The 24867-nt window shown below is 70.9% G+C and carries 21 protein-coding genes; 14 read left to right on the plus strand and 7 right to left on the minus strand.

What is annotated here, in order from left to right:
• The first annotated feature begins 14 nt into the window (after positions 1-14).
• Both ACIQAC_RS29900 and ACIQAC_RS29905 read left to right on the plus strand, forming a co-directional pair.
• Positions 15-695 carry a response regulator transcription factor gene (locus ACIQAC_RS29900; RefSeq protein ID WP_402196282.1) on the plus strand — a complete coding sequence of 227 codons (681 nt, stop codon included), beginning with the start codon at positions 15-17 and terminating at the stop codon, positions 693-695.
• A complete protein-coding gene (locus ACIQAC_RS29905; RefSeq protein ID WP_402196285.1) occupies positions 682-2157 on the plus strand; it encodes a sensor histidine kinase in 1476 nt (491 codons plus the stop codon). Before ACIQAC_RS29900 ends, ACIQAC_RS29905 begins: the two co-directional genes overlap by 14 nt.
• A gap of 48 nt (positions 2158-2205) precedes the next feature.
• Here ACIQAC_RS29905 and ACIQAC_RS29910 read toward each other — a convergent pair whose 3' ends face one another.
• Positions 2206-2790: a TetR/AcrR family transcriptional regulator gene (locus ACIQAC_RS29910; RefSeq protein WP_402196288.1), complete on the minus strand. Its 585-nt coding sequence runs from the start codon at positions 2788-2790 to the stop codon at positions 2206-2208.
• A 91-nt stretch (positions 2791-2881) separates the two neighbouring features.
• Positions 2882-3379, minus strand: coding sequence for a pyridoxamine 5'-phosphate oxidase family protein (locus ACIQAC_RS29915; protein ID WP_402196290.1), 498 nt, complete (start codon positions 3377-3379; stop codon positions 2882-2884).
• Between the two features lie 344 nt (positions 3380-3723).
• On the opposite strand from ACIQAC_RS29915, the gene ACIQAC_RS29920 reads away from it, so the two are divergent.
• From ACIQAC_RS29920 to ACIQAC_RS29930, 3 genes are all read left to right on the plus strand, one after another.
• On the plus strand, positions 3724-5064 hold the full coding sequence (locus ACIQAC_RS29920) for a hypothetical protein (protein WP_402196292.1): 1341 nt from the start codon (positions 3724-3726) through the stop codon (positions 5062-5064).
• 85 nt (positions 5065-5149) lie between these two features.
• The gene (locus ACIQAC_RS29925) at positions 5150-6637 is read left to right on the plus strand and encodes a sensor histidine kinase (RefSeq protein ID WP_402196295.1); all 1488 of its coding nucleotides are present in this window, start codon (positions 5150-5152) and stop codon (positions 6635-6637) included.
• Between the two features lie 4 nt (positions 6638-6641).
• Positions 6642-7295: a response regulator gene (locus ACIQAC_RS29930; protein ID WP_402196297.1), complete on the plus strand. Its 654-nt coding sequence runs from the start codon at positions 6642-6644 to the stop codon at positions 7293-7295.
• A 49-nt stretch (positions 7296-7344) separates the two neighbouring features.
• On the opposite strand, the gene ACIQAC_RS29935 is transcribed toward ACIQAC_RS29930, so the two are convergent.
• Together ACIQAC_RS29935 and ACIQAC_RS29940 are read right to left on the minus strand one after the other, a co-directional pair.
• Positions 7345-7944 (minus strand): dihydrofolate reductase family protein, encoded by a 600-nt coding sequence (locus ACIQAC_RS29935; RefSeq protein WP_402196299.1) that lies wholly within the window; start codon positions 7942-7944, stop codon positions 7345-7347.
• Positions 7941-8804, minus strand: a complete 864-nt coding sequence (locus ACIQAC_RS29940) for a metalloregulator ArsR/SmtB family transcription factor (RefSeq protein ID WP_402196301.1) — start codon at positions 8802-8804, stop codon at positions 7941-7943. The genes ACIQAC_RS29935 and ACIQAC_RS29940 overlap by 4 nt, the downstream gene beginning before the upstream one ends.
• 139 nt (positions 8805-8943) lie before the next feature.
• On the opposite strand from ACIQAC_RS29940, the gene ACIQAC_RS29945 reads away from it, so the two are divergent.
• Positions 8944-9888 carry a hypothetical protein gene (locus tag ACIQAC_RS29945; RefSeq protein WP_402196304.1) on the plus strand — a complete coding sequence of 315 codons (945 nt, stop codon included), beginning with the start codon at positions 8944-8946 and terminating at the stop codon, positions 9886-9888.
• Between the two features lie 43 nt (positions 9889-9931).
• Here ACIQAC_RS29945 and ACIQAC_RS29950 read toward each other — a convergent pair whose 3' ends face one another.
• Positions 9932-10783: a class I SAM-dependent methyltransferase gene (locus ACIQAC_RS29950; RefSeq protein WP_402196307.1), complete on the minus strand. Its 852-nt coding sequence runs from the start codon at positions 10781-10783 to the stop codon at positions 9932-9934.
• Between the two features lie 285 nt (positions 10784-11068).
• Here ACIQAC_RS29950 and ACIQAC_RS29955 point away from each other — a divergent pair, with 285 nt between their 5' ends.
• Positions 11069-11608 (plus strand): hypothetical protein, encoded by a 540-nt coding sequence (locus ACIQAC_RS29955; protein WP_402196310.1) that lies wholly within the window; start codon positions 11069-11071, stop codon positions 11606-11608.
• Between the two features lie 327 nt (positions 11609-11935).
• Here the strand turns inward: ACIQAC_RS29955 and ACIQAC_RS29960 are convergent, their stop codons facing one another.
• Positions 11936-13444 carry a DEAD/DEAH box helicase gene (locus ACIQAC_RS29960; RefSeq protein WP_402196312.1) on the minus strand — a complete coding sequence of 503 codons (1509 nt, stop codon included), beginning with the start codon at positions 13442-13444 and terminating at the stop codon, positions 11936-11938.
• 204 nt (positions 13445-13648) lie between these two features.
• Complete coding sequence (locus tag ACIQAC_RS29965) at positions 13649-14731, minus strand: aldo/keto reductase (protein ID WP_402196314.1); 1083 nt, start codon at positions 14729-14731, stop codon at positions 13649-13651.
• A 171-nt stretch (positions 14732-14902) separates the two neighbouring features.
• On the opposite strand from ACIQAC_RS29965, the gene ACIQAC_RS29970 reads away from it, so the two are divergent.
• From ACIQAC_RS29970 to ACIQAC_RS30000, 7 genes are all read left to right on the plus strand, one after another.
• The gene (locus tag ACIQAC_RS29970; protein ID WP_402196317.1) at positions 14903-15796 is read left to right on the plus strand and encodes an AraC family transcriptional regulator N-terminal domain-containing protein; all 894 of its coding nucleotides are present in this window, start codon (positions 14903-14905) and stop codon (positions 15794-15796) included.
• 260 nt (positions 15797-16056) lie between these two features.
• A complete protein-coding gene (locus tag ACIQAC_RS29975; RefSeq protein ID WP_402196320.1) occupies positions 16057-17046 on the plus strand; it encodes a hypothetical protein in 990 nt (329 codons plus the stop codon).
• A gap of 45 nt (positions 17047-17091) precedes the next feature.
• On the plus strand, positions 17092-18969 hold the full coding sequence (locus tag ACIQAC_RS29980) for an HSP90 family protein (RefSeq protein ID WP_402196322.1): 1878 nt from the start codon (positions 17092-17094) through the stop codon (positions 18967-18969).
• A 2-nt stretch (positions 18970-18971) separates the two neighbouring features.
• Positions 18972-21920 carry a hypothetical protein gene (locus ACIQAC_RS29985; protein WP_402196325.1) on the plus strand — a complete coding sequence of 983 codons (2949 nt, stop codon included), beginning with the start codon at positions 18972-18974 and terminating at the stop codon, positions 21918-21920.
• A 245-nt stretch (positions 21921-22165) separates the two neighbouring features.
• Positions 22166-22444, plus strand: coding sequence for a polyprenyl synthetase (locus ACIQAC_RS29990; RefSeq protein ID WP_402196327.1), 279 nt, complete (start codon positions 22166-22168; stop codon positions 22442-22444).
• Entirely contained in the window at positions 22437-23489 is a 1053-nt protein-coding gene (locus ACIQAC_RS29995; RefSeq protein ID WP_402196330.1) for a polyprenyl synthetase family protein, read from the plus strand. Before ACIQAC_RS29990 ends, ACIQAC_RS29995 begins: the two co-directional genes overlap by 8 nt.
• Before the next feature lie 126 nt (positions 23490-23615).
• Positions 23616-24776: an oxygenase MpaB family protein gene (locus ACIQAC_RS30000; RefSeq protein WP_402196333.1), complete on the plus strand. Its 1161-nt coding sequence runs from the start codon at positions 23616-23618 to the stop codon at positions 24774-24776.
• Positions 24777-24867: the final 91 nt, after the last annotated feature.

Below are 24867 nucleotides of genomic sequence, written 5' to 3' on the forward strand. Positions count from 1 at the left end.
CGAGGCTGCACCGCATGCGCATTCTGGTGGTCGAAGACGAGGTGGACCTTGCCCACACCCTGCACACCGGCCTCACCGCCGAGGGCTACAGCGTCGACCTCGCCCATGACGGCCGCCAGGGACTGTGGCTGGCCCGGACCGGCGAATACGCCCTCGTCGTGCTGGATTTGATGCTGCCGGGGCTCAACGGCTACAAGGTCTGCGCCCAGTTGCGCCGGGAGGGCAACGCGACCCCCATCCTGGTCCTCACGGCCAAGGACGGGGACTGGGACCAGACGGAGGCCCTGGACACGGGTGCCGACGACTACCTCGCCAAACCCTTCTCCTACATGGTGCTCGTCGCCCGGCTGCGGGCCCTGGTCAGAAGAGCCGCTGCGGTCGCCCCGCCCGTCCTCGCCGTGGGTGACCTCTCGTTGGACGTCGCCGGCCGGGTCTGCCGCCGGGCCGGCGCCCGAGTCGACCTCACCCCAAGGGAGTTCGCCGTGCTGGAGCTGCTGGCCCGCCGAGCGGGTCAGGCGGTCTCCAAGGCGGACCTGCTCTACCACGCGTGGCCCGACGAAGCCCTCGATCCCAACCTGGTGGAGGCGCGGGTCAGTGCCCTCCGCAAGAAGGTGGACACCGCGTTCGACCGGCAGTCCCTCCAGACCGTACGGGGCACCGGCTACCGACTGGTGGACGACCGTGAACGCGACTGACCGGCGCCGCCGTTGGTGGCCGCGCTCGGTGCGATCCCGCACGGCCCTGGCCGTCGCCGCGACCGCCGCCGTCATCCTGGTCGGCATCGGCTGGTGGGTACACCGCGACGTCTACCACCGGAGCACACAGGTCGCCGAAGAACAAGCCCGGACCCAACTCTCGGCTCTCTGCGAACAGCTGGAACAGGGCGTCGTCCCCAACTCCACAAGCACCGTCCCGTACGAGGTCGTCGCCACCGGCCGACGCACCGCTGTCGCGTCCGGCGGTGCACTGAGACTCGCCTATCCCGGCACCCGTCATGTGATGCCCACCCCGCCGACGACCGGCATGGCCGCGCTGACGCCGCTCACCACCGTCCGCCTGCCGGTGAACCGGAACTACAACCCCAGGGACAAGTTCGACATCGCCGGCGGCACCCAGCGGGTCATGACCTCCGACATCAGAACCGATGAACTCAGCAGCGCCGAAAGAACCGCTCTGGGCGTCGCCGCCGACGCGAAGCTGCGGGTCTATGTCGTGGTACTCCCGCACACGGCGGAGGAGATCACCGCCACCACCCACCGTGTGCTGCTCCGGGCGGGCCTGGTCGGCCTCGTACTGATCGCCGCTGCCGCCTACTTCGCCGTCCGCATCGCGCTGCGACCGGTCGAAGCCATCCGCGTCCTCACCGCCTCCGTCACGGCGAACGACCCCCGCGAACGCGTCACCGTCCCCGCCACGGGACACGAGATCACCGCCCTGGCCACCACCATCAACACCACCCTCGAACGCCTCGACAACGCGGCCGCCCAGCAACGCCGTTTCGTCGCGGACGCCGCCCACGAACTGCGCAGCCCCCTCACCACACTGCTCGCCAGCCTGGAAATCGCGCTCGCCTACCCGGAACGCACCGACTGGCCGGCCGCAGCCACCACCGCCGCACGCCAGACCCGCCGCCTTCAGGCTCTCGCCGAGGATCTGCTGCTTCTCGCCCGCCTCGACACCCGCGCTCCCGCAGCCGACCCCAAGACGGTCGATCTGGCGGCCCTCGCCACCCGGCTGACCGAGCAATACCCGCTCACCGAAGGGCCGTTGACCCTCACCTGCGACAACACCGCCGCCCTGTACGCGCGCGGAAACCCCGACGAGTACGAACGGCTGCTGCGCAACCTCGTCGACAACGCCACCCGGCATGCCACACACCGCATTCAGATCACCGTCCGGAACGAGGGCACCTGGGTCGTCCTCGCCGTGCACGACGACGGACCGGGGGTGCCCACCGAAGACGCCGAGCGTGTTTTCGAACGCTTCGTCCGGCTCGACGACGCTCGCGCCCGCGACCACGGCGGCACCGGCTTGGGCCTCGCCATCGCCCGCGACCTGGCCCACCGCCACGGGGGCACTCTCACCCTCGCGCCCCGGACCCTGGGGGCGTGCTTCCAGCTGCGTGTTCCCCGGGCCTCGGATCCGGTCGAGGAATGACGCATCGCGCTTGAGATGCGGTGCGGGTATGTATGCTGATCTATATATTCAGGCCTTGCGCAACCCGGCGGCATTGCCGATCAGCACGTCCCGCATCGCGTCGAAGGGGGCGGGGCTGTGCAGGGCGCGCGAAGTGACCATCGCGCCCTCGATGCCCGCCACAACCGCGTCGGCCAGCGCGCGTGAGGCGGGCCGTTCGACACCGAAAGCCACGAAGTGGAACGCCAGGCGGTCGATCATCTCCGAGAACGCGCGCCGGCCCGTCTCGCCGATCTCCTCCGAGTCGCGCCCCGCCCCCTCCGTCACCAGCGGCGCGATACCGCAGCCGCGCCCGTAGCCGCTGGCCACCATGCCGTCGCGTCCCATATTGAGGTAGATCTCGATCAGGGCCGTGGCGGAATCCGCCTCCTCGGCGGCGCGGTCGATGATCTCGACCTGCTCGTGCGCATGCGCTTCGGCCGCTTCCACAGCCAGTTGGGCCTTGCCGCCGGGAAAGTGGAAGTACACCGACCCGCGCGGCGCCTCGCTGCGCTTGAGTACGTCGGAGAAGGCGGTCGCGTGATAGCCGCGCTCCCGGATGAGCTCCTTGGCCGCCTGCACCATTTTCCGCCGGGCGTCCGATCGCTGAGCCACCTTGCGACTCCCTCGCAGTTAAGTATGATGACCCACATAGTACCGGACGTCAGTGGCTCAGCCAACAAATGACTCCAGTGGGCATCATCATTCAGGCCCGCTGGCGTTCGGCACGCTGCTGGACCAGCTCCTCCACCGCGCTGGGCAGGGTGGTCTCGAAGTCGATGAGCTTCGCCCAGGTCGGAGTGATGACGATCCGCACCATCCCGTCGTAGAGCGAGCGGACCTCCGCCTCCCACTCGACGCGCTGCTCGGGCGTCATCTCGTAGCTGCCGTTGATCTCGAGGTACTCCTTCGGGATGCCGTCGACGACGTCCAGCTGGGCGCGTCCGCGGATGAGCAGGATCTTCGGCGGATGGACCTCGGTGTCGATGGTCAGGGCGACCATCGGGTTCTCGCGCAGGGCGTGGAGTTTCGGGGCGTTCTTCGTGGTGCACAGGACGATCTCCCTGCCGTTCCAGGCGAACGCGATCGGGATGCTGCGCGGTGTGCCGTCCTTGGCCACGTAAGCCAGGCGGGTCAGGTCGCGGGCCAGCAGCTCCTGGCCGAGCGGGCGGTTCAGAACCTCGGTGATCTCGGTCTGGCGCATGGTGATCGCTCCTTCGTCCGTGTTGTCGAGGGCCGGGTTCCCGGCCGCTCGTAACCCTGGGACGGAGCCGGTTGTGCGTTTTCGACATCGGAACGCACGGAATCTCGAACTTTCTGCGGGATGTGGTGACCGGCAGTCCAGGAGGAGCTTGGCCGGTCTGACGGGGACGGGAACGGTGGCCGGTCGGACGGGAACGGTGGCCGGTCGGACGGGAACGGTGGCCGGTCGGACGGGAACGGTGGCCGGTCGGACCGGGAGGGTGGCCGGTCGGCCGACGCGAGGGCGGCGCGCGTCCTCCTAGCCTCGAATTCGACCGGATACCGGAACCGAAGAGGGGACCTTCGATGGAGCAGCGAGCCACGGGTGAAGCGCACGGACAGGCAGCGGCGGCCGGAGCAGTGGCCGGAGCGACGGTGGAGTTCGACACCGAGGTCGTGATGCTGTTGGTGGCGGCGCTGCGAGGCGCGGTCAAGTTCGAGTCCGCGGCGGTGGGGAGCGAGAACCTGCTGGTCGCGCTGGTGATGGGGGACAGCGACGCGGGTGCTGCGATCGCGCCGGGCATGCGGAAGGCCGGCGGCATCGGCGGGCTGGTCTCAGGACGGGGCGGGCGCGGTTGGGCGAGCGCGGACGAGGTGGACACGGCCGATGCCGACCGAGTGGACGCGGAGGGTGCCGGCCTCGGTGAGGACGCGGGGGAGTCGTACGAGATCACCGCGGCCTGGCGTGAGGCGCGCTGGCGGTTCGGGCTCGGCTCGCGCCGGTCGGCCGAGGTGAGCGGTCGAGAGCTGCCCGGCATGACGGGTGCACTGCGCAAGTGCCTCTTGCTCGCGCTGAAGGCGGCCCGTGCCGAAGGCAGCATCTCCGCGGGTTGCCGCCATGTGGCACGCGCTCTCCTGGAACTGCCGGACAGCCGCGCCCGCGAGGCGCTTGTGGTGGAGCGGCTCGATCTGAACGCCGCGGCCGGCGCCCTCGACACCCTGGACGCAAACGCCGCGGCCGAGGCGAAGGGTTCCGAGTCCTTCGGCGTCACGCTGCTGCGCCGGGCCGGCACGCTCGGCAAGAGCGGCAACCGCCTTACACGCGCACTGACTTGGTGGACTTCCGGATCCGGCGAGTACGGCTCCCCGGTGCTGTTCGCCGTGTCCGTGGAGGCGGGACGGCAGGCGGTACGGTGCGGGCGCGCCGTGGCGGAACCGGTCGACCTTGTGCTCGGAATCCTCGCCCTGGACCGTGCCCTCGCCATTGCCGGGCAGTCCCTGCCCGAGGAACTCGCAGACGTGAACACCGCCGCCGCCCTGCTCAGGAGGCACGGCGCGCGCCAGGACTCGATGGTCCGCTCCGCGAGCGCCACCACGGTGGCCGAGACCACGGATGCGGTACTCCTCTCCGAGTCCGCGGAACAGGCCAAGGCCGTCGCACTCCTCACCGCCGCCGAACAGGGATCGGCGACGGTCGGCACGGTCCATCTCCTCGCCGCACTCCTCGACCAGACCCAGACCCAGACCTCGACCCAGCCCCAGATCCCGACCCCGACCGAGCCCCGGACCCCGACTCCGACCCGGACCGAGACCGCGGCGGGTGCCAAGACGGCAGATCCGGCGGACACGGTCGTCGGTCTGCTGACGGCAGGAGACGTGGACATCGCCGCCCTCCGCGCCGATCTGCCACGACGGCCGGGCGCATGACGACGGGGCCCGCCCGGAGTCGGTATCCCGTCCCGGCGCTAACGTCCCTCCCGGCGAGTCCAAGGTGTCGGAGGCGGAAACGACCATGAGCGAAATACCCGAAGGCGCCGACCGAGGGCGCCTGCCCACCTGGCGCGGGCCGGGCCACGCTGTCCGGTGGACACGCGACGAGACCGTCGCGAGCTGGGCCGCCGTACGAGCCGCCGCGCGCGGCAGCGTCGCCGTTGATGTTGCACTCGGCCTCCTCACCCTGGCCTTTGGGCTGGTTCCGCTGCTCGTGGTGCATCCGCACCGCCCGGTCCTCGCGGTGGCCGAGGCCGTGTGGGCCGCGCTGCTCGTCGTAGGACGGCGGGGCCGCCCCCTCGCCGCGGTTGTCTGCACCGCCCCGCTGCTGGTGGGCGCCAACGTGTGGACGTTGGCCGCGATTCCGCTGATCGTGCTCTCCGCGACCCGCCGCATCGCACCGCCACGGCGTGCCTGGCGTGTGGTGGGCGTGGCAAGCGCGGTGGTCGGCGTGCTCACCGTCGCGCGCGGCGCCTTCAACTGGCAGTCCCTCCCCGGAGAACTGGCCGGCAACGCCGTCTCCATCGTGCTGCTGCTCGTCCTCCCGGCCCTGTCCGGGACGCTGCTGGGCAGACGGCGGCCTCTTGTCGACCTGCTCAGGGAACGCAACGCCTATCTCGAACAGACCCGCACACTGACCGCCACCGCCGCCCGGATGGAGGAGCGCACCCGGATCGCGGGGGAGATGCACGACCTCCTGGGCCACCGACTCAGTCTGATCTCGGTGCACGCCGGAGCGCTGGAACTCGCTGCGGGCCGACAGGCACCCGCCCTCACGGGACAGGCCGAGTTCCTGCGGACGACGGCCGGCACCGCGATGGAGGAGCTGCGCGAGATCCTCGGAGTGCTGCGGCACGCCGACCTCGCGGGCAAGGGCGACGGGGCGGGGGAGCGGGGGACGCACGACGACATCCGCGCGCTGGTCGAACAGTCCCGGCACACGGGCAGCGGGCCCGTCGAACTGGACTGGTCGCTGCCCGACACGGCCGAGGTCGGCGCCCGTACCCGACAGGCCGTCCACCGCGTGGTCCGCGAGGGCCTGACGAACGTACTGAAACACGCTTCCGGCGCGCCCACCCGCGTGGATGTACGGGTGGCGGGCTCGGGGCTGATGGTCAGCGTGGCGAACGGGGCTCCGCGCGAGGGTGCCCGCTCCCAGGGAGGTACCCACAGCGGACTGGCCGGGCTGCACGAGCGGGTCTCCATGCTGGGCGGCACCTTCGATGCGGGGCCCCTGCCCGACGGGGGATTCGTGGTCACGGCCTACCTGCCTTCCGGTGATGTCAACGGCACTTCACTCCCCACCAGCGCCGCCCCCGGGTCCGCGTTCGGGCCCCCGTCCCAGGGCTCCTCTGCCGTTGCTCAGGGCCAGAGAGGCGCCCATGCCCCGGTGCGGGGCGAGGTGTTGACCTGGCCGCGGGTGCTGGGGGCCGGCTGTGCGGCGGTTGCCGTGGTGCTGCCCACGGCGGGGTTCCTGGTCGCACTGCTGGTGGCGGCGGTTCTAAGATGACCGGGTGATCCGAGTTCTGGTGGCCGACGACGAGGCGCTGATGCGTACGGGCATCCGGCTGATCCTGGAGAACGCCGAGGACGTCGAGGTCGTCGCCGAAGCCGGGGACGGCCGGGAGGCAGCGGCGGCCTGCCGCTCCCACGAGGTCGATGTCGCCCTGCTCGACCTCCAGATGCCGGGCACCGACGGAATCGCGGCGGCGCAGGACATCACCCGTCTGTCACCCCGGACTTACGTGGTGATGCTGACCGCGTTCGGTGAGGAGGCGAGCGTCACGCGCGCCCTGCGGGCCGGGGCGAGCGGCTACCTCCTGAAGGACACCGGCCCCAACGACCTGATCCACGCCGTCCGGCAGGCCGCCAAGGGCGAACCGGTCCTGGCTCCCCGGATCACCCGCCAACTCCTCGAACGCCATGTCCGGTCCGGCCACGACACCGAGAACGCCCTGCGCAGGATCGAGGAACTCACCCCGGCCGAACACGATGTGCTGCGACTGCTCGGTACGGGAATGTCCAACGCCGAGATCGCGGACGAGCTGTATATCAGCGCCGGTACGGTCAAGGCGCACATCAGCCGCATCCTCACCCGCACGGGCTGCGCCAACCGGGTCCAGGCGGCCGTGCTGGCGCACGATGCCGGGTTGCTGGGGGAGCGCTGACCCGCCCCGCCGCCTTTCAACTCCCTGACGGACACGGGCTCTTGGCGGCTCAACCGACCCGGTCGTAGACCGCGGCGATCTCCCCGAGCTTGCCGGTCTCCTGGTGGGTGAGCTGCCACTGCGAGGAGGGCAGGCCGTCGTCGAAGAGCCGCGGTCCGCCCCCGGCTATCTCGGGGCAGATCAGCAGGTAGAGCCGGTCGATCCGGTCCGCGGCCAGCAGGGCCTTGATGACGGTGGCGCTGCTGTTGACGAGGATGTCTCCCTCACCGTTCGCCTTGAGTTCGGCGACGACATCGGCGGCGGGTGCGTTCACTATGCGAGTGCGGTCCCACGGTGCCTGGGTCAGGGTGGTCGAGAGGACGACCTTCTCCGTGGTGGTGAGCCACTTCGCGTAGCCGCGGTCGCGGGGGTCGGCGTTCTCGTCGTCGGCGACGGTGGGCCAGAAGCCCAGGAAACCCTCGGCGTTGCGCCGGCCGAGCAGGGCGGTTGTGGCGTCCTGCCAGATGCGGGTGAGGTGGTCCCGGGCGATGTCGGTGATCGCGTACCGGACGATGGAGTTCATGTCTCCCGGACCGCCAGGGCCGTGGTACCGCCCGTCGAGCGTGAGGGCGATGTTCGCGCAGACCTTTCGGCCGCTGGTGTTGGTCATGACTGAATGTCCTTTCCCTGAGCGGGAGTTGTCGTGCCGGTGGGTGGGGTGTTGGTGGCAGTGCTGGTGAGCTTGTCGAGGCTCTGCCCGAAGCCGATCTCGATGCCGGCGATGAAGTCCGCGGAATCGACCGTGCTGTGGGTGATCCGGTAGTCGACGTCGAGGTCGGTGCCGGTGTCGGCGGGACGCAGGTCGAACGTGACGTGGGTGGTGAAGGCGGGGCTGCCGTCCGGTAGCTGGGGCGAGAGGCGGTAGGTAAGACGCTCGCTGGGGAGGGCGTCGTCGACTGTGCCCTCCGCGTATCCGGCGGTCGGGCCGGACCCGTCCGTGTCCTCGCTGTCGCGGTACTCCAGGACGATCCGTCCGCCGGCGAGTGGCTCGAAGACGAGCTCACCGATACGGAGGTCGTCCGGCGTCCACCACTGGGCGAGCAGGTCGGGTTCGGTGAGAAGGCGCCAGACCTGCTCGGGACGTTCGCTCAGCGCGCGGTGGAAGTGGAACGAGCGGCCGTCGGCCCACCCGGCTTCCTGCGCGGCGAGCCGCTCGCCGGCGACGCTGTGCCCGTAACGGTCGTAGGTCTCATGGGACCCACCGACCCGGTCCACGGCATCGGCGAGCCGCCCCAGGACGGCCGCGAGGTCCCGCAGCGGCGTGGAGCGCAGCGCGTAGACCCGGCGCTGCCCGGTCCGCTGGGAGGTGACGACCCCGGCGCGTTCGAGCGTCTGAAGATGCTTCGTCGTCTGCGGCTGCCGCGCCTCCGCAAGCTGGGCGAGCACACCGACCGGCCGGGGCCGCTCGGCCAAGAGACCCACGAGCCGCCAGCGGGCCGGATCGGCCAGCGCGGTGAGAAGTTCGTCCATGACACAAGTATTCTCCACAAAGAATATTCGTGTCAAGGAATATCTTGAGCGGGTGCTGGCTTCGGCTTCTGGGAGGGCCGGCGAACGCGGAAGCCGATCGATGCCTGAAGCGGCGTATCGCCGGGCTAACCTCCAGGGCATGGCTCATCCCAGACGTACCCGCCGGATCATCACGCGGCTTGTTGAAGGACGCGTCTGCGCGTACGACCTGGCCACTGAGGAGTTGGGTGTGCTGTCGCCCGTAATGGTCTGGGGGCCGTCTCTCGGTGACGAAGTCGTCGATCACACCGTTGCCACACACCTTCAGCGCGCGTACTACACCACGCTCGACGCAGTCGTCTGCGTGGCGACGGACGGCGACGAAGTCTGGCGGTACGGCCTTGAGCCGCAGGCCGCGCACCGACGTGGGCACCGGCCCAGTTGTGTCATGTCGTCGGACGAAGGCGTGATCTGGGTCTACCGGCCGGACGCGATGGCGGGCCGTAACCGGCCCGACCAGTGGGTCGCCCTGGACGGCGGATCCGGAGCGGTCGTCGCACAGGTGGATCTGAAGACCGTAGGGCATGGGGGCACGCAATTGCTGCACCAGACAACCGGTCACGTCCTGCTGGACGTGGGAGAAGGACAGGACGGCTCGGTCGTGCACCGCGCGTCACTGACGGACTCCGGGCTGCACCTCTTCGCGTACCCCTGGGACGACCGCTGTCTGATCGACCTGTCGCCCGACGGAAGCCGGTTCATGACCGTGCACCACGGGCAGACCGATATGGCCATCCACGCCTACCCGCACGGCGAGGTGGTGCTCACCCTCGGGCTCGACGACTTCGGGCACGACCCGGATGAGGTCTTTGTGGAGTGGAGCGGCGGCTACTTGAGCCCGGACACCGTCATCGTCACGGTCGCCGGCGAAACCGAGGACGAGCGGGAGTGGTTCCGCCACTACCGTGTCGAAGTAAGCTCCGGCCGGCTCCTGGCGGAACTCGACACACACGCTGACAACCCCTACGACGTGCAGCCCCTCGGCGACAGATCCTGGCTCACCACGGATCCGTCCGGACATCCCATCCGCTGGTCCGATGGATGAGGTTTTCCGGCGCCCCTCTGTTGCGTTGAGCAGTGTCGTGTCCTCAGTCGTCTCGCTGTCCGGCATCCCCCGACTTCCGTCCCCATGCGGTGAGCATGCCGGCTGACAGGGCTGCGCAATCGTCGGAGTCCAGGTAGCGCAGGGCCGTGTCCAGCGTCGTGTTGTCGATCAGGCCGGTGGCCAGCATCGCCGTTCTGCTTCGTTTCCAGGTGTCGGCCCAGAAGCGGCTGATGGGGCTGCCCGGCAGCAAGGGCGGCACATGGACCTCGGCGGCGACGGACAAGAGCCCAGCTCCGCGGAGCAGTTGGGGGTACGACGGCACCCATGAGACGTCGGTGCCGATGGAGGCTTCCAGGCCTTTCCACATCGCACGCATCACCACGTTGTACGGGGTCTCCGGCGTCGCCGCTTGTGTCAGGTCGACTGCGTCGCTGAGTACCAACATGCCGCCCTCCGCTACCAGTTCGGCCAGGGTCGTGATGAGGCGGGTGCGTTCCGGCAGGTGCATCAGGACAAAGCGTGCATGAACGAGGTCGAACTGCCCGGGGGCAAAGCCCGGGGCGGTGATGTCGGCTTCCAGTACGTCGAGTCCCGGCACGGGCCGCTGCGCAAGGAAGCGCACGTCGCGGTCCACGGCGAGCACACTCGTCACCCCGGCCTCCTCCAGGAGCCGGCGCGCGACCGTGCCTGTACCTCCACCCACGTCGAGACAGCGCCATCCCGGACCCACTCCGAGCGCGCGGAAGCGGGCCATCGTGGTGTCGTCGTAGGCCAGGGCGCCGAAGTCGATACGTTCGCCCTCGCCCGCCTGCTCGGGACGGAAGACGGCGTCGCCGTAACGACCGCCCTCCGGGGCCTTTTCGTTCGGAGCGTCTCCGCTCGGAGCGGTACTCACGGTGCCTCCGTGACGACGACGCCGAGGACTTGGGTCCGTACGGGAAGCGGGAGCGGCGGGTTGTGGAGAAGCTGCACGGCCGGGGCCTCCTCATGTGCCGGGGCGGTGCCGGACGGCCCCAGTCGGCCGTGCGTACGGCCGCCGCCGCACTGATCCTGCACCGGCGGCAGCCCACTCGACCGAGGCACGCCGTGGCTGGGCCGATCGGCCCAAGAGTCGGTATTGAAAGCGGATCAGTAGGGTTGGGGTGTTACGGGTGCCGTGCCCGTACGGGGGGAGGATGTTGTGCTGTTCGGGTCGCGGGCCACCTTTGGTCTGGAGTTCCACCTTGAAGGCGACACCTCGCTCCTGCGCGTCGACATCTTCGTCGGCGGGGTCCATGTGAACAGGTGGGACAACGCGTTCTACACGCCGCTGCTGATCAGGTGCCTCGGCGACGAACTCAGGCGCTTTCGTACGCTGACCGTGCCGCCCGAGTGGTTCGGCTCGCCTGTCGAAGCCTTTCGGATGGCCGAGGGCTGGTGGATCGACGACACCTCCATCGGCGACGCACCCGTCCTCGAGGCGGAACTCACGCGCTGTGAGTTCCTTCAGTGGGGCGAATGCACCAACGAGGTAAGGGCGTTCGCCTTTCCCGACGGCGGCGAGATCCACCTCGGGTGCCGAATCCGGGAGGTCAGCAGTGACCCCTCGGACCCCAAAGTCTGGGACGAGCCGACCGTGGTGTCGGTGAACCGGAAGGCGATGATCGAGACGCTCGCACAGGGCCTCGCCGTCGCCGAACGCGAAGAGGCCGCCAAGCGCGCGGCATGGGAAGCCCAGTGAAACGCGCTTGAGCCCTGCCGCCGTGCTGCGGCAGATGCTCAAGCGGTGCCGAGTTCAGGCTGACCGCGATGGGTGAGTGGACGGCATCAGCAGGGGACGAGACTGCCGCGGCTTCCCCTCCGCAGTTGGACGGCAGGTCGGAGTCGAGCACCCAGCCCGCCGTGGCGGTATTGGCATCCACGAGATACGTCGACCTGCGACCGATCGCGTCGACGACATAGCAGTGGTAGTTCGACGGAGATCGTGACCCGCCTGCCCGCCTGCCCGCCTGCCCGCCCGTTCACCGCTCACCTTTCACCCCTCACCTGGCGCCGGTACTCGCCGTGCTCAGCCCCCGCGCCGCATCTGGGCCGCCTTGCGGGCCTCCGCCAACTTGCGGGCCTCCGTGGCCTTTCGGGACTTGTTCCCGGCACCCCGGGCGGTGTCCTTGCTCGTACCGAGGCCTCGGAAAGGGGCGTTGGTGTTCTTGGGGCGCGGAGTGGCGGGCCCGCGGTCCAGCGGTGTACCGGAGGGGGACTTGGCGCCCGTGATGCGGCTCAGCTCCGCCTCGCCCGAGCGCACCTTGGTGACCGTCGCCTCGATGCCGGCCTCGGCCATGACCCGGCTCATCTCGCGACGCTGGCCCGACAGCACCAGGGTGATGACGCTGCCGGACTCGCCGGCCCGGGCCGTACGGCCCGCGCGATGGACGTAGTCCTTGGGATCGGTCGGCGGGTCGACGTTGACCACGAGATCCAGGTCGTCGATGTGCAGGCCGCGGGCCGCGACGTTGGTCGCCACCAGGGTGGTGAGGTGGCCGTTCCTGAACTGTTCCAGCGTGCGGGTGCGCTGCGGCTGGGACTTGCCGCTGTGCAGCGCGCCGGCGTGCACGCCGTTGGACCGCAGATGGCGGGTCAGCAGGTCGACGGAGTGCTTGGTGTCCAGGAACAGCAGGACCCGGCCGTCGCGCGCGGCGATCTCGGTGGTGACGGCGTACCGGTCGGGGCCGTGGACGACGAGAACGTGGTGCTTCATCGTCGTGACCGCACCGGCCGAGGGGTCGACCGAGTGGACGGCCGGGTCGTGCAGGTAGGTGCTGACCAGGTGGTCGACGTCGCGGTCCAGCGTGGCCGAGAACAGCATCCGCTGACCGTCGGGATGCACCTGGTCGAGGACCTCGGTGACCTGCGGCAGGAAGCCCATGTCACACATTTGGTCGGCCTCGTCGAGGACCGTGATCCGCACCTGTCCCAGACGGCAGGCCTTGCGCTCGATCACGTCGTGAAGTCGGCCGGGCGTGGCGACGACGACCTCCGTGCCGTCGCGCAGCGCGGCGATCTGGCGGGAGATCGACACACCGCCGACGACGGTGGCCATCCGCAGCCGGAGTGCCTCCGCGTACGGGGCGAGCGCCTCGGTGACCTGCTGGGCCAGCTCCCGGGTGGGCACCAGGACCAGTGCGAGGGGTTGCTTCGGCTGTGCGCGTCGGCCGGCCAGGCGGGAGAGCAGGGGCAGCCCGAAGGCCAGCGTCTTGCCCGAACCGGTGCGTCCCCGCCCCAAGACGTCGCGGCCCGCGAGGGCGCTCGGCACCGTGGCCGCCTGGATCGGGAAGGGCTCGTGCACATCGAGCTCGGTGAGCTTGCGCAGCACCGCGGCCGGGAGCTCCAGCTCCGCGAAGGACGTGACCGGGGGTGCCGTAGGTGCCGGGGCTGCCGCGGGCGCCGGGCCCTCCGCGGGTGCCCGGCCGGACGGGGGTGCCTGGCCGGACGGGGGAGTGGCGGCCGCGGACGAGGGAGCGGCGGCCGCGGGCTGGGCAGGGTCGCCGTGCGCGGTGCGCGGGCGGTCGGGGCGGCTCATACAAGGCCTTCCGCATAGGGGACGTACCGAGGAAGGCCCGGCAGGAATCGGCGGTCGGCGAACAGCGAAACCAACGAGCGCAGTCGCCAACCGCCACGAACGCGTAAACACATGATGGTAACACAAAGTGACGGTTGGTGCGGCGGCGATGGGGAGATCGGCGCCGCACCGCGCCTCACCGGACAGCGGCTGCCGTGACGACCCTCAGTACCTGGTCCTACTGGCTCGCAGCGGTGGGAACACCGCCGACGGGGTTCCGTCCACGGTGGCTCCGGCGAACTGGAGCATGGGCGCCAGCGTCCGGTTGTTGACGGCCGGGAAGTTCAGTGCGGGCGCCGACACCTCGTCCAGCACCTTGAGGTGGGTGTCGGAGAGCTTCAGGTCCAGGGCGCGCAGATTGGCCTCGAACTGATCCATACGGCGCGCCCCGACCAGGGTCGACGTCACACCCGGGCGGCTCTGCACCCAGGCAAGGGCCACCGCCGCGGCGCTCGCGTCGGCCTCGCGCGCGACGGCGTTGAGGGCGTCGATCACCACGTAGTCGGCCTGGCTGGGGGCGCCGACCAGATGACCCCGGGTGGTGTCGACCGGGCCGGTCGTGGTGCTGGAGTACTTCCCGGACAGCAGCCCGCTCTTCAGCGGCCCCCAGGGCAGCACTCCCATTCCCATCGCCTGTGCCATCGGGATGAGCTCCCCCTCCGCGGTCCGTTCGAGCAGGGAGTACTCCAGCTGGAGCGCGATGATCGGAGCCCACCCGCGGATGCGGGCGATGGTCGCCGCCTCGGCCGTCGCCCACGCCGGTACGTCGGAGAACCCGACGTAGCGCACCTTGCCGGCGCTCACCAGGTCGTCCAGCGCGCGCAGGGTCTCCTCGGCCGGGGTGGCCGGGTCGAAGTTGTGCAGCCAGTAGATGTCGACGTAGTCGGTCTGAAGACGTCGTAGCGAGTTGTCCAGCTGTTGCACGATCGCCTTACGGCCGGGGCCACCGCCGTTTGGGTCGTTCTCGTGGAGGTTGGCGAAGAACTTGGTGCCGATCACGACCCTGTCGCGCACCGCGGACCGGCCGGCGAAGTAGTCTCCGACGATCTTCTCGGAGTGGCCGTTGGTGTAGATGTTGGCCGTGTCGATCGAGTTGCCGCCGCGGTCCAGGTACGCGGCGAGGATGTTCCTCGACTCCTCCGGGCTGCTGCCCCAGCCGTGGTCCTCGCCGAAGGTCATGGTCCCCAGCGTGAACGGGCTGATACGCAGCCCGGAGCGGCCGAGCGTGACGTAGGAAGTGAGAGGCATGGTGAAACCCTCGGTTCTCGGCTGTGCCGCGGGGGAGTTCCCGCCGCTCTCTCCAGTCAAGGTCGGCGAGCCGTGATCCCCTAGACCGATGCGTGCGAAGCGTTGCACGATCCGCTCAGATTCCGAGCAGCGAAGCCCGGCTCCCGCGCGCGTACGTGGTTCACTGGAGGTATGCAGCACTCGGACGAACTGCGCACCCGCATCGCGCGGCTCGCCGCCGGCAGCTCCCACCCCGTGCGGCTCGACGACGGCGTGCGCGTGGTCTCCACCCCGCATGTCACCGAACCGCTGGGCGCGTCCGCCGAACCCTCGTTCGCGCTGGTCGTCCAGGGAGCGAAGAGGTCGGCTCTCGGCGAGCACGTCTTCGACTACCACGCGGGGCAGTACCTGGTCGTGGCCGTCGAACTGCCCCTGACCTCGCAGGTCACCGAGGCCTCGTCCACCGAGCCGTTCCTCGCCCTCGGACTTCCGCTCCAGCCGGCGCTCATCGCACAGCTCCTCCTCGAAGGAGGCCCCGCCACGGTCCGCCCCTACGACGGACCGGCCGTCGCGACCAGCGACGCCGACGAGCGGCTGATCGACGCCGTGGTCCGGCTGCTGCGGCTCCTCGACGACCCGCGTGAACTCGCCGTGCTGGGACCGGGTGTACGGCGTGAGATCCACTGGCGTCTGCTGTGCGGCCCGCAGGGCGCCCTGGTCCGACAGATCGGCCTCTCGGAGAGCCGCCTGGCCCTTGTCGCCAAGGCCGTCGCCTGGATCAAGGCCCACTACGACCGAGTGATCCGCATCGAGGACCTTGCCGACGCGGTCGGGCTGAGCGTGTCGTCGCTCAACCGCCACTTCCGCGCGGTGACCGCCATGAGCCCACTCCAGTACCAGAAACAGCTCCGCCTTCAGGAGGCCCGAATCCAGCTCATGGCGGCACCCCGCGACGTGGCCACCGTCGGCCATGCCGTCGGCTACGACAGCCCGTCGCAGTTCAGCCGCGAGTACCGGCGGATGTTCGGGGCCCCGCCGGGACAGGACGCCGTACGCCTGCAATCGGCTACGACGGTCCGCGAATAGCCGCGTCGAAGCGGGAGCCCGGGAGCGGGCGGCGCCCCTCACCTCGCCTCACCTCGCCGGCCCACGTCTCCACAGTCGTCTCCGTCGGCTCGTGAAGATCGCTTCCGATGCTCCGCACAACAGGCCTACTCCACCAGCGGAAACGTCCTCTGCGGCAAGGCCGACGCCTGCGGAGAGACCGTGGAAATCCTGTGCGACCAGTGTCAGTGCTACCGCTTATGCTGCCTCGAACGATCAAGCAGGACCAGGGGAGGCGCGGCATGTTCGGGAAGGTGTTCGGCAGGGGTGCGGAGAGACCGGCGGCGGCGGATCCGCACGCTCTTCCCGTATCGCGGAGGAGAAAAGGGGGGATGTACGAACTGCGCGCGCTCGGGGACGTGCGGGTGCTCGCGCTGATCGAGGCGGCCGACGCCGAGGACTGGGAGGCCTTCAAGGAGGCCGCCGCGCCCTTCGAACTGGGCAGCGACCACCAAGTACTGAGCCAGTTGGTCGAGATGGACGGGATACAGGACTGGATCGGCGGCCCTGTCGAGGAGGACAAGCAGCACCGGGCACTGGCCCTGCTCATATCCGGGATGCGCCACATCAGCTGGGGCTGGGAAGCTCGCACCGCCTCCCGTGCCGTGGACGTCACTCGCGATCAGTGGCGCGTGTTCCACGAGCGCCTGCGCATCGCCGAGGAACAGCTCCTGGAGGTTGCCGAACTACAGCCACAGTGGGTCACGCCCTGGCGTGGCCTCCTCACCTCTGGACGCGGCATGTCGCTGGGCGCCGCGATCAACGAGACCCGGCTCGACGCCGCCCTGCGCCGCTCGCCCCTGGACTACGAGATCCACATGGGGTGGGTGTCGCAGCTACAGCCGCGGTGGGGCGGCGAGCCCGGTGAGGCGCTGGAGTTCGCTCGCGAGGCGCTCGCCCGCTCCCCGGAGGGGCACCGCCTCGGCTGTGTGATCGCCGTGGCCCACATCGAGGAGTGGATCGAGTCGGGCCGCGGCGACTGCCTGGACACCCCCGAGATCCAGGCCGAGTTGCGGGACGCGGCGCGGCACAGCATCCTCCACCCCGCCTACGAGCGGCGCCTCGGCTGGCAGTACGACTTCAACGTCTTCGCCATGGCCCTGTCCCTGGCATCCGAGAGTGTCGTGTGCCCGCGGGTCTTCCATGAACTGGACGGCGCCTACACCTCGTGGCCGTGGAGCTTTATGGGACAGCCGGAAAAGGCGTACGCCCGCTTCCGGCGCCACGCCTGAGCCCGGCCCTCCCCGTCGCCCCCTACACCCACCCCGGACTGCCCCATGACTCTGCCCGACACAGCGACGAACCCGGCCGGCGCCGACCGTACCTTCCAGGTCGATCTGCGTGGCCTCGTCGATCTCCTCTCCCATCACCTCTACTCCAGCCCCCGCGTCTACCTGCGTGAACTTCTACAGAACGCGGTAGACGCGCTGACCGCCCGACACCGCCTCGACCAGCCGGCCGGCGCCGCGGAGGCGTACGGCATCCGTCTGTACGCCGACGGTTCCGTCGTACGCGTCGACGACGACGGCGTTGGTCTCACCGAGGCCGACGTGCACACCTTCCTCGCCACGATCGGCCGCAGCAGCAAACGTGCCGACCGGATCGCCGAGCAACGCGCCGACTTCATCGGCCAGTTCGGCATCGGCCTGCTCTCCTGCTTCCTGGTCGCCGACGAGATCCACGTCCTGAGCCGTTCCGCCCGTACGCCCGACGCTCCCGCCGTGGAGTGGCGGGGCCGTGGCGACGGCAGCTACACCGTCCGCACCCTGCCCGCCTCCGCCCGCCCCCGGCCCGGCACCACCGTCACGCTCACCCCGCGCGCCGACGCCGGTGAATGGACCCGGCCGGCACAAGTGCACGCGCTCGCACGGCACTTCGGGTCCCTGCTGCGCCACCCGGTCACCTTCGACGACGGCACGGGCGGCACCGGCGGACCGGGCGGCACCGCCGGACCCGGCGCCCTGGTCAACCCCGAACCCGCACCCTGGGCACGCACCCACCCCACCCCCGGCGCCCGCTCCCGCGCGCTGGCCGCCTACGGCGAGGACGTCTTCGGGTTCACCCCCCTGGACACCATCGAACTCGACCTGCCGGCCGTGGGCCTGAAGGGCATCGCGTGTGTGCTGCCCGAGGCCGTGCCGGCCGGCCGTCGCCACGGACACCGCGTGCACGTCAAGGGCATGCTGCTGTCCGAGCAGGCGGAGGAGATCCTGCCCGAGTGGGCGTTCTTCGTCCGCTGTGTCGTCGACGCCGAGAGCCTGCGCCCGACGGCCTCCCGCGAGTCCCTTTACGAGGACGACACCCTCGCCGCCGTCCGCGAGGCCCTCGCCGAACGGCTGCGCGCGTGGATCGCCCGGGCCGCCGCCAGCGACCCCGACCTGCTCGGCCGGTTCCTCCAGGCGCACCACCTGGCCGTCAAGTCGCTCGCCGTGCACGACGACGAGATCCTGCGGATGCTGTTGCCCTGGCTGCCGTTCGAGACGACCGACGGCCACACCACCCTCGACGAGTTCGCCCGCACCCACCGCACCGTGCTGGTGACCTCCAGCGTGGAGGAGTTCCGCCAGGTCGCGGCGATCGCCTCGGCCGCCGGGCTCGGCGTCGTCAACGGCGGTTACACCTACGACCGTTCCCTGGTCCACCGGCTGCCCGAGATCCGGCCCGAGGTCACCGTCGCCGACCTCGACCCGGCCACCCTCACTGCCCATCTCGACCCCGTCGACCGGGACACCGAACTGGCCGCCGCGGCCTACCTCGCCCTGGCCCGTGACGCCCTCGCCCTCTTCGACTGCGACGTCGCCCTGCGCACCTTCCAGCCCGCCACCGCCCCCGCGCTCCTCCTCGACAACCGCGAGGCCCGCCACGAGCGCACCCGCTCCCAGCTCGCCCGCGAGCAGGAGGGCGGCCTGTGGGGCGACATCCTCGGCGCCCTGCGCCACGAGGCACCACGGGCCCAGCTGATCCTCAACCAGCTCAACCCGCTGGTCCGCGCCGCCGTCACCATCGACGAGCCCGAACTGGCCCGCACCAGCGCCGAAGCCCTCTACGGACAGGCCGCGATGCTGTCCCGGCGCCCGCTCAGGCCCTCCGAGTCGAGCCTCATCAACCGATCCTTCCTCGACCTTCTCGCCCACGCCCTGCGCAAGGACAGCTGACGATGCCGACCACACCCCTTCCCCAGAACACGGACGAGCTGTACCAGGCGCTCCACGAGAACGACCAGCGTCCCTATGGCCGGACCCGCACCGTCACCGCGGAGGAACTCGTCGACAGCGCCGAGCAGTTCGACGACCCGGTCGCCCTCGTCACCGCGCTCCTCGAACTACAGGAGGCGTACACCTACGGCTCCGAGCCCCGGAAGTCCCCCGTCGTCTTCGCCCGGCTGCTCAACCTCTTCGACGAGCAGCCCGACGTGTTCGACGAACGGCTGCGCAACCTGCTGTTCTGGCGCTTCAAGTGGGTCGCCCACGCCCTGCGCGCGCTGCCCGAGATACCACTCGCCAGCATGCGCCAGTGGCTCACCGAGATGCGCGACCGCTACGAGCGGGCCGGCCTCGGCCTCCAGCCCTGCTACGGACAGGCCTACCTGCTCGCCGCCCACGTCGGCGAGGACACCGCCCTCGCCTACGAGCTGTGGGCGAGCCGCGCCCGCACCCCGTTCAGCGACTGCGAGGCCTGCGAGATCTGCGAACGGGCCCTGTACCACCTCGCCGCCGGGGACGACGAGCGCGCACTGCGCACCTGGGAGCCCGTCCTCGCCGGCAAGGCCTCCTGCCAGGAGGAACCGGCCCGCTCCGTCTCGCACGCGCTGCTGCCCCTGCTGCGCACAGGGCGCACGGACCGGGCCCGCGAACTGCACCTGGCGGGCTACCGGGCGTGCCGCCGCAACGCCGCCATGGCCGGTGAGGTCGGCCGGCACCTGGAGTTCTGCGCGCTGACCGGCAACGAGGCCCGCGGCCTGGAACTGCTCGCCGAGAACCGCAACCTGTTCACCGAGGTCGACTCCCCGCTGGACCTGCTCGCCTTCCTCACCGGCGTGGAGGTGCTCCTCCAGCGTGTGGAACTCCTCGGCCACGGCGAACTGCCCGCCGCCGGACACCCGGGCCGCACCTGGACCGTGGCCGGCCTGCGCGCCGAAGTACGCGGGCAGGCCGACGACCTCGCGGCCCGCTTCGACGCCCGCAACGGCACCAAGGCCCACAGCGAGCGCCGTACGGCCCGACTCGACCAGATTCCGCTCCTGGACACGCTGGAACTGACCCTGCGACCCCGCAGCCTCGACGACGTGGCCCCCGCCACCACCGTCGCCGCGTCCTCCGCACCCGCATCCGCACCCGCCGGCACATCCGAGTCGCTGCCCGAACTCATCGTCCGGGCAAGGGCGTTGGACGAGCAGGGACACCCCGACGCGCCGGCCTGCTGGGCGCGGCTGCGCACCCTCGCCACCACCCGCGGCTACGTCCACCCCGGAGACGACCCGGCCGTCGGCACCCTCGTTCGGCTGCGGGCGGACCTGCTCGCCGACGAGGCGGGCCGAGCCGGCGAGCAGGACGACTTCACCGTCGCCGCCGACCTCTACGACGAGGCGGCGGCCCTGTACGACGCCGCCGACGAACCGGGCCACGCGGTACTCGCGCGCGCCGGCGTGCTGCTCGCCACCGCCCAGATCGCCCCGGAGGACCAGGACGGCACCGAGGCCAAGACCGCCGAACTGACCGCCGCCCACGCGGCCGTCGTCCAACTCCACCAGGCCGCCGTCGGCCTCCTCCCGTGGCAGGAGGCCCGTCTGCTGCGCATGCGCGCGAGCCTGCTGGGCGTACGGCTCCAGACGTCGAGGAACGACGAGCACGTCGCGCCGGTACTCGCCGAGGTGGACCTGCTGCACACGTTCGCCACCCGGCACGACCTCGCCGGACAGATCTCCGGCGCCCACCTGCTGCGCGCCAGCACCTTCGCCCTCGCCGGCGACCTGCCGGCCGCGGTCAGCGAGACCGACGCCCTGCTCGACCTGCTCAAGGCCCAGGGACCCGCCTGGCATCTGCCCCGCACGCTCGGACTGCGCGGCCGGCTCCAGCTCGGGCTCCACGACGCCCAGGCCGCGCACGCGAACCTGACCGAGGGCCTCCGGCTCGCCGCCGAATGGCCCGCCGACGTCGTCGACACCTCCCGCCTCCACGGCGATCTCGCCGAGACCTGCATGCACCTGGGCCGCCCCGACGAGGCCCTGCGGCACCTGACCCGCTCCGCGGAGCTGGACCTGCGCCACGGCAGCCGCACGGAGGCGTTCTGCACCTACAGCAATGCGGCCCAGCTCAGCCTCGACCTCGGAAACGTCGAGGACTGCATCGCCCTGCTCGACTCCCTGCTGACCGAACCCGACGTCGTCGCCGGAGAGGTCGACGACCGGCTCCTCGCCCAGCTGCGCCTCACCCGCGCCCGCGCACTGCATGCGGGGGACGACCTCAAGGCCGCCACGGCGGAGTTCGTCGCCCTCGCGGCCGAGTCGGCCGGCTGGGACGACGACCCCGGGAGCCACGCCATGATAGCCGCGGAGACCGCCGTACTCCTCGGTGAGGCGGGCGAGTTCGGGCCTGCCCGTGAGGCCGTGGACCAGGCGCTCGCCGCCCACGCCCGCGCCCCGCGCTTCGAGCAGGTCAGCAACTGCCTGCGCGAACTGGCCCGGCTCCAGGCCCAGCAGCAGGGCCCGGACGGCCTGGCCGGCGCACTCGCCTTCCTCGCCGACGCCGACCGGATCGCCGCCGAGGCCCGCGCCGCCGGGTACCAGCCCCAGGGGCGCTCCCTGGAGACCGCGCTGGCCTACGAACACGGCCGGGTCAACGCCTACGCCCGCCGGTTCGAGGACGCACTCGCCGCGCTGGACAGGGCGAGCGCCCTGCTCGGCGAACCCGGACCGCAGGACGAGCACGCCGGCGAATGGGCCGAGTGCGTTCGCCTCGCGGGCGTGGTCGAGGGCCTCTACATGGAACGCCCGGCCCCCGCGCTCGCCCGCCTCGACCCGGCGATCGCCCTCCTGAGCGCCCGTGGCCACACCGAGGAGAGCGAAGCGCTGAAGTCCCTGGCGGCCCAGCTGCGCGACGAGAAGTGACCCACCGGCGCCCTCCCGGTGGCCGTACGACCATCGGGAGGGCGCCTCGTTGTGCCGGGCCGTCCTGGACGGCGACCGCCCGTCCCGCGGATCCGCACGCCCGAGCGACCCGATCCCCCGATCGTGAGTTTCCCTCCGCACGCCCGTGATCTGCGGCGATCCTCGAAGCGCGACGCACGACCGGCGTCGCGCGGAGCAGCCGTGGGTGGAGGAGCTGTGGGTGGAGGAGCTGTGGGTGGGCGAGGATGACCGGGGAATCGGGACGGTCCGGGCGGCCGGACGAGCAGATGGTGCTGCTGGCGGCCGGGCTGGCCGATCTGGCGGTGAGCACACTGGACACGGCCCTGGGCACCGTACGGTCGCTGCTGCGCCGTTCGGACGTGGCGGAGCTGGTGGGACAGGCCGAGCACGACCTGCGGGCGCGCGGCCGGCTGGTCCTGGACCGCTACGCGTCCGCGCCACCCGCCCACCTGGAGATCCTCGCCCGGCAGGCGGCGGCCCGGCGCCCGGCCCACGATGACTGACCGGTGGGACCCGACGGCCTTCAAGCGCCGCGTCGACGAGGAACTGCACCACTTCGTCGCCGAGGAGGCCGACCAACTCGCCGCGATCGACCCGCTCCTGAGCCCCGTCGCCGAACAGCTCGAAGCCGCTGTGGCCTCCGGCAAACGGCTGCGGGCGGCGTTCTGCTACTGGGGCTGGCGCGCCGTCGGCCAGCCCGACAGCGACGCGCTGCTGCGGGCCGCCGCCTCCATGGAACTCGTCCACGCCGCCGCCGTTGTGCACGACGACCTGATCGACGACAGTCCGATCCGGCACGGCCGCCCCACACCGCATGTGGCGCTGCGCCGGGCCGTGCGCGGCCGACCGCGTGCCAACGCCGCCGCCCGCTCACTCGCGATGCTGGTGGGGGACCTGCTGATGTCCCTCGCGGGCCAGCTGTTCGCCACCAGCGGTCTGCCCGCCGCCTATCTCGCCCGCGCCCGGCCGCTGTGGTCGCTGATGGCCCGCGAACTGATCGCGGGGGAGTGCCTGGAGATCCTGCGCACCGGCGCCGGTCCCGACACCGGTGCCTCGCTCAAGGTGATCCGGTACAAGACGGCCAAGTACACCGTCGAGCAGCCCCTGTTGATCGGCGGCGCGCTGGCCGGCGCCGGCGAACGGCTGCGCGAGGGCTTCTCCGCGTACGGGCTCCCGCTGGGCGAGGCGTTTCAGCTCCGCGACGACCTGCTCGGCCTGTTCGGGGACCCGCGGCGCACGGGCAAGGCCAACGCCGACGACGTACGCGGCCACCGCCCGACCGCCCTGCTGGCCGAGACCTGGCGCCTCGCCGACGACCACGACCGCGCACGACTGCGCACCGCGCTCGGCCGGACCACGTCCGGCGAGGACACGCTGGACACCGTGCGCGAGGTGATGCGCCGGCTGAAGGCACCCGACCGTATCGAGGACATGATCGGCGTCCGTGTCGAGGAGGCCCTGGACGCCCTGCACCGGCTGGACGTACCGGCATCGGCGGCCGGCGCCCTGACCTCGCTGGCCCGGTCGGCGGCCGACCGCGCGTCCTGATCACCACGGCCGTCACCGCCACCACGGCCGTCACCACCACGGCCGTCACCACCACGGCCGTCCCGGACGGCCCGCGGCATCGCCCTGCCGGCGCCAACTCACCGTGCCGTTCCCCAAGGAGCCCCCATGACCCCCACCGACACCTCCATGGACGCCCTGCGGCAGTCCGGCGACGAACTCGCCGACGCGACCGTCGCCGCCCTCTTCGAGTCCGGCCAGGTCGGCACCTTCAACACCCTGATGCGGTACGTCTCCACGGCGGGCGCCCCCCTGCCCGACGGACTGCCGGACGTCGCCCGCGAGTACCTGGAGGCCACCCGGCTGCCGCCGTCCTGGGTGGACTGGGCGGAGATGGAGAAGGCCCGGCTGTTCTTCATCGACAACAACGTGCACATCTCCACGGCCCTGTCGTTCGCGTCGATGCCCGCCTGCTACGTCGTACCGAACGTGGCGCGACTGCTTTCCGCGACCCACGGACTCGACTACCCGTCCAAACGCATGGCGGAGACCGGCCAGTTCACCGTCTACCTCATGCAGCCCGACGCCTTCGAAGCCGGCAGCCGCTTCATCCCGGCCGCCCAGAAGGTCCGCCTCCTGCACGCCTCGATCCGCCATCACCTCAAGCGCGAGAACCGCTGGGACACCAGCACACTGGGCACGCCGATCTGCCAGGAGGACATGATCGGCGGCCAGATGTTCTTCTCGATGCTGGTGCTGGACAGCCTGCACCGGCTCGGCATCCACATGTCCCAGGAGGGCGCCGAGGCCTACTACTACGCCTGGCGGGTCGTCGGCGCCATGCTCGGAGTCGACCAGACGGCCGTACCCAAGACCCTCGACGAGGCCCGTGCCTTCCTCGACCGCTACATGATCCGGCACATGGGCCCCTCCGAGGAGGGCGTCCACCTCACCCGCCAACTCATCGATCTCTACGAGGAGGTGGTGCCCGGCACGTTCTTCGACCCGATCGTCTCCGCGCTGATCCGCCACCTCGTCGGCGACACCTGCGCCGACTGGCTCGACGTACCGCGCACCCCCTGGGACACCCTCGTCAAGGCCGTACCCCGTCTGCTCGGCGTCCTGGAGACCGTCGAGGACCGCTCACCGCTCGGCGCCTGGGCCCTGGACCGTCTCGGCCACCTCACCACCGTCCTGGAGCTGTCCTCCCTCACCCGGGGACGCGTGATGCACTACGCCATCCCCGAACAGCTCAAGAAGGACTACGGCGTCACCGGACCCGTGCCCCGCACGCACCGCTGGACCCCGCCGGCCCCCACCGTCGGCTGACCCCTCACACCCATGGCGTCCACACGGCCGGAAGTCGCCCGTGGCACCCCCTGTCCCATTGATGGCCGCTCACCCCGCCGGGTTACATGAC

It is taken from the genome of Streptomyces sp. NPDC088387 (genome assembly GCF_044753385.1).
Lineage (GTDB): Bacteria > Actinomycetota > Actinomycetes > Streptomycetales > Streptomycetaceae > Streptomyces.